The organism is Methylobacterium sp. (genome assembly GCF_028290105.1).
In the GTDB taxonomy this organism is placed as follows: Bacteria; Pseudomonadota; Alphaproteobacteria; order Rhizobiales; family Beijerinckiaceae; genus Methylobacterium.
Genome location: NZ_JAQGKL010000234.1, coordinates 1 through 5,016, shown reverse-complemented (window position 1 = coordinate 5,016; position 5,016 = coordinate 1). Strand labels below are relative to the sequence as shown.

At 69.5% G+C, this 5,016-nt stretch carries 5 protein-coding genes; 3 read left to right on the top strand and 2 right to left on the bottom strand.

The features are described 5' to 3' along the window. Nucleotides 1–112: 112 nt before the first annotated feature. Together JWQ05_RS16755 and JWQ05_RS16750 are read right to left on the bottom strand one after the other, a co-directional pair. Nucleotides 113–877 carry a substrate-binding domain-containing protein gene (locus JWQ05_RS16755; RefSeq protein ID WP_299660656.1) on the bottom strand — a complete coding sequence of 255 codons (765 nt, stop codon included), beginning with the start codon at nucleotides 875–877 and terminating at the stop codon, nucleotides 113–115. Between the two features lie 104 nt (nucleotides 878–981). Continuing rightward, nucleotides 982–1,920: a 3-hydroxyacyl-CoA dehydrogenase NAD-binding domain-containing protein gene (locus tag JWQ05_RS16750; protein WP_299660653.1), complete on the bottom strand. Its 939-nt coding sequence runs from the start codon at nucleotides 1,918–1,920 to the stop codon at nucleotides 982–984. 114 nt (nucleotides 1,921–2,034) lie between these two features. Here JWQ05_RS16750 and JWQ05_RS16745 point away from each other — a divergent pair, with 114 nt between their 5' ends. Genes JWQ05_RS16745 through JWQ05_RS16735 form a run of 3 tightly spaced genes read left to right on the top strand, consistent with a single transcriptional unit; the run spans nucleotide 2,035 to nucleotide 4,650 of the window. Beyond that, nucleotides 2,035–3,027 carry an ABC transporter substrate-binding protein gene (locus tag JWQ05_RS16745; protein ID WP_299660650.1) on the top strand — a complete coding sequence of 331 codons (993 nt, stop codon included), beginning with the start codon at nucleotides 2,035–2,037 and terminating at the stop codon, nucleotides 3,025–3,027. A gap of 8 nt (nucleotides 3,028–3,035) precedes the next feature. Next, on the top strand, nucleotides 3,036–3,839 hold the full coding sequence (locus JWQ05_RS16740) for an ABC transporter permease (RefSeq protein WP_299660647.1): 804 nt from the start codon (nucleotides 3,036–3,038) through the stop codon (nucleotides 3,837–3,839). Between the two features lie 16 nt (nucleotides 3,840–3,855). Beyond that, complete coding sequence (locus JWQ05_RS16735) at nucleotides 3,856–4,650, top strand: ABC transporter ATP-binding protein (RefSeq protein ID WP_299660645.1); 795 nt, start codon at nucleotides 3,856–3,858, stop codon at nucleotides 4,648–4,650. Nucleotides 4,651–5,016: the final 366 nt, after the last annotated feature.

Genomic DNA, 5,016 nt, shown 5'->3' with positions numbered 1-5,016 from the left:
CCCGCGACCGGTCCCGTCGCGACGGAGACGACCTGGCAGAACCCGCGCTGAGGGCTCGGGCGCTCCGCATCGGCGGCGGACCAGCGGCACGCTGCCTTGTTCCAGTCCCGGATCAGATAGGCTCCAGGCCCTTTGCACGGATCACTGCGGCTGCGGACGGCGCCTTGAGGAACGAGAGGAACGCCTCGGTCCGAGCCTTGTCCGCCGCCGCCGCCGAAAGTCCCGCGGTCAGAACGACGTAGGCTTGCAGCTCCGCTGGAAACGGGCCGACCACGTCGACACCGGGCACCGACATCAGCTCCGGCATCAGTTGAACGGCGAGGTCCGCCTCTCCCCGGGCGACCACATCGCCCGTGAAGCCGTTGGCGATCGTCCTGGCCCTGGCCTTGACCGCGTCGGCGATCCCCAGCGTCTGCAGGGCGGCCGAGAACAGGCTGCCACTGACGCCCGTGGTGCTGTAGACGACCGATCTGGCACCCGTGAGCGTACGCCTGAGTGCATCGACGGAGGCGATGTCGGGTCGAGGCGCCCCCGCCTTCACGGCGAGGCCGATGCCCGTACGGGCGAGGGGGACGGCCGAACCGTCCGCGACCTTGCCCTGCTGGATCAGCGCCCCGATCAGGGGCGGCGTCAGGACGACGACGTCGAAGGGCCGGCCCGCCTCGACCTGCGCCTTCAGCAGGACGGAGGTATCGTAGGTGACGACGAGGTGATCACCCGTCCGGGCCTCGAATTCCGGTGCGAGTTGCTCCACCACGGACTTCAATCCCGCCGAGCAGAGGACCGTCACGTCAGCGGCCCGTGCCGCGCCGCCCACGGTCCAGGCCGCGAGGGCCAGCAGGCACGCGGTGCGATACCGCTTCACGAGACCGAACATCCTGCTCCCCCTCCCGTCGTGCCCCGGCGAATCTCTCCGGCATCGGCATGAAAATCCGGCATCGACATGAGAGCAGGACACCGGGCGCGGGTCCAGGGCGTGCGTCAGTCGTCCACCCCCGCGACCTCGATGCGGGCCTTGAGGATGCCCATCAGCGCCGCGTCGCGGCGGGCCGCGAGGTCCGCGAGCGAACGGGAGCCCGCCTCCGCCAGGACGCCGGCCACGATCCGGTCCTTGACCGCGTCCGTCAGCTCCGGTGTGCCGAGGCTCGCCCAGCGCCGGACCTGGCTGGCCCCGAGATGGTCGAGATAGTGGCGGATGCCGCCCTCTCCGCCGCCCAGATGGTAGGTCATGTGCGGGCCCATGGCGGCCCAGCGCAGGCCGGGGCCGTTGCACAGGGCCGCGTCGATGTCGGCGACGCTCGCCACCCCTTCCGCCACGAGGTTCACGGCCTCCCGGTAGAGCGCCGAGGCGAGGCGGTTGGCGATGTGGCCCGGCATCTCGCGGTTGAGGATCACCGGCCGGCGCCCGAGCCGAGCGTAGAAGGCGCTGGCCCGCGCGGCGACCTCGGCGCTGCCGGCCACGATCTCCACCAGGGGCACGAGGTGGGGCGGGTGGAAGGGGTGCGCCACCAGGATGCGCTCGGAATGCGCGCAATCGGCCACGATGGCGCTGCGCAGCATCGCGGAGGTGCTCGACGCCACGAGGATGTCGGGTGGCAGGCGCGCGTCGACTTCGGCCAGCAGCGCGCGCTTGACGGCCTCGTTCTCGGGGGCGTTCTCCTGGACGAAGTCCGTGCCCGCGAGGGCTTCCTCGAGACGGTCGTGGAACCGGAGCGCGCCCTGCCCCGCAAGCCCGAGTTCGGCGAGCTGCGCCCGTGCCTCCGCGATGGCGGGCGCCGCCCGCCCGGCAAGGCCAGGGGCCGGATCGTAGGCCGCCACGTCGAGCCCGTGGGCGAGGAACAGGGCGGCCCAGCTGGCGCCCAGGGTTCCGCAGCCCAGCACGGTCACCCGTGCGATTTCATCCCGTCCGATGTCCGCCAAAACTCTCTCCCCGGCCGCTTTACATTCGAATCAAGAATACGCTTACTCAAGGCTGTACCGGCCGATTTCGCGGCGGACAAAGCGGGCGACACGACCCGCGACCGGAGGAAACCGATGTTCACGCGCAACGCGACGGCTCGCGCCGCCCTGCTCGTTCTCGCGACCCTTGGCACCCTCGGGAGCGCCCGGGCCGAGGATGTGGTTCGCCTCGGCAACCTCAAGTTCGCCCATTACGGGGCCATCTCCTACATGAAGGAGATCGCGCCGAAATTCGGCCTGAAGATCGACGAGAAGGTCTTCGCCAAGGGCGCGGACATCTACCCCGCGATGGCGGTGGACCAGATCGACATCTCGGCCTCCGGCGCCGACGGCGCGGTCGCCGCGCGCGGCAACGGCGTGAAGCTCTACGTGGTGGCGGGCTTCGCCAATGGCGGCGTGCGCATCCTGCGCCGGCCCGACCTCGACACCATCAAGACCCTGAAGGACGTGAAGGGCCTCAAGGTCGCCACCGTCCGGGGCGGCACGCAGGACCTGATGCTGCTCGCCGAACTCGACAAGCACGGGATGACGTGGTCCGAGCGGCCCGGCAAGGACGTGCAGTTGATCTACTTCAACAACTACGCCGACCTGAACCAGGCCCTGTCGCAGAAATACGTCGACGTGATCTGCCAGAGCGAGCCGCAATCGACGCAGGCTATCAGCGCCGGCTATGCCACCGAGGTGGTCAAGCCCTACGACACCCCCATCGGCGTGCCGGTGCGCCCCCTGGTGATGACCGAGAAGATGTACAACGAGCGCCCCGAGGTCGCCGCCAAGGTCCTCAAGCTGTTCGTGGCCGCCACCAAGGCCTTCATCGACGATCCGGCGCTGGCCGAGAAATACGTCCGCGAGACCGTGTTCAAGGGCCAGCTCTCGAGCCAGGACTTTCGCGATGGCATGGCCAACGCCAAGTACACCTACGACGTGCCGGCCGGACACATGCAGACGACCACCGACTATATGATGAAGTACGGTCTCGGTAAGATGGTGAACCCGCCGAAATCCGACGCCGAGTGGGTGAAGACCGACCTCCTCGACAAGGCCAAAGCCGACCTCAAGACGAACTGAGCCGCGCCATGCACCGTCTGCGCGGCGCCATCGTCCCCCTCGCCCTCCTGGTCCTCTGGGAGATCCTGAGCCGGGCGGGCGTGTTCTCCCCCATCGTGCTGCCGCCGCCGAGCGCGGTGGCGGTGAAGTGGTATTCCGGCCTCCTGCCGGGGCTGCCCTACGACCCGGCGACCGAGAGCTACTGGCACTGGGTGTTCTCCGGCGAGATGCCCCACGACGCGATCGCGAGCCTCGGCCGCGTGATCATGGGGTTCTGCGTCGGCGCCGGCCTCGCGGTGCCGGCCGGGCTCCTGCTCGGCACCAGCGACCGGCTCTACGGGCTGTTCAACCCGCTTCTGCAGATCCTGCGGCCGATCCCGCCCATCGCCTACATCCCGCTGGCCATCGTCTGGTTCGGGCTCGGCAACCCGCCGGCCCTGTTCCTGATCGCGCTCGGCACCTTCTTTCCCGTGCTGGTCAACACCATCGCGGGGGTGCGCCAGGTGGATTCGATCTACATCCGCGCGGCGCGCAACCTGGGTGCCAATTCCTGGACGATGTTCCGCCGGGTGATCCTGCCGGCGGCGAGCCCCTTCGTGCTCGCGGGCATGCGCATCGGCATCGGCACCGCCTTCATCGTGGTCATCGTCGCCGAGATGATCGCGGTCTCGGACGGGCTCGGCTACCGCATCCTGGAGGCCCGCGAGTACATGTGGTCCGACAAGATCATCGGCGGCATGCTCACCATCGGCATCCTCGGCCTTATCATCGACGGGGCGATGTCGCGCCTCAACGACCACCTCCTGCGCTGGCATCGCGGCCTTGAACGTTGAACCGGGACGCCTCACCATGTCGGCGCAGATCGAGATCGCCAACGCCTCCAAGGTGTTCGGCACCGGCGCGAGCGCCGTGTCGGCGCTCGACGACATCAGCGCCACCGTGCCGGAGGGGCAGTTCCTCTGCCTGCTCGGGCCCTCGGGCTGGGGCAAGTCCACCCTGCTCAACGCCGTGGCGGGCTTCACCCCCTTGAGCGCCGGGCAGATCCGCATGGGCGGGCGCCCTGTCACCGAGCCGGGGCCGGACCGGGGCATGGTCTTCCAGGAATACGCCCTGTTCCCGTGGATGAACGTCGAGGACAACGTCCGCTTCGGCCTCGACATCCAGGGCGTGCCGCGCGCCGACGCCACGGTGACGGTGGACCGCATCGTCGCGACGCTCGGCCTGTCGGATTTCCGCAAGCGCTATCCGAAGGACCTCTCGGGGGGCATGCGCCAGCGCGTCGCCATCGCGCGCATCCTGGCGCTGGACCCGCCCGTGATGCTGATGGACGAGCCCTTCGGGGCGCTGGACGCCCTGACCCGGCGGACCCTGCAGGACGAATTGCTGCGGATCTGGTCCGAGTACCGCAAGACGGTGATCTTCGTCACCCACTCCATCGAGGAGGCGATCTATCTCGCCGACCGCATCCTGGTGATGACCTATCGCCCCGGGCGCATCAAGCGCGACCTCACCGTGGACATTCCCCGCCCGCGCGACACGGCGTCCGGCGAATTCAACGCCCTCAAGCGCGAACTCGCCGGTCTGGTCATGGCCGAGCAGCAGCGCTTCACCAGCGCGGAATTGCACGGGGCGGCGGTGGATTGATGGTTTCGGCGGCGCGAGGCGCCTTGGGGAGGACGCTCTCCGACGCCGCTGCGTCGTCCTCGGGCACCTGAGGCGAGCGCAGGAGCCTAGACCCGCCGACGAGACCGGATGAAGCGCACCCCGTGCGTCCGGATGCCGGGCTCCGCCGCCCAGCCCCGGCGTGACGGCGCGGGTGTCACGGGCGGCCGTGTCACCCGCAAATCCCGTCGAATTCACACCGGCAGCAGCGAGAACCCCAGGGTCCGGCCCGCGAACCGCGCCGTGATCGTCGCGGGCCCCGTGAGATCGAAGGGCACCGACAGCGTGCCGGTGGAGACGATGCTGCCGGCGGGGATCGTCACGCCGCGCTCGCGGGCCACGGCGAGG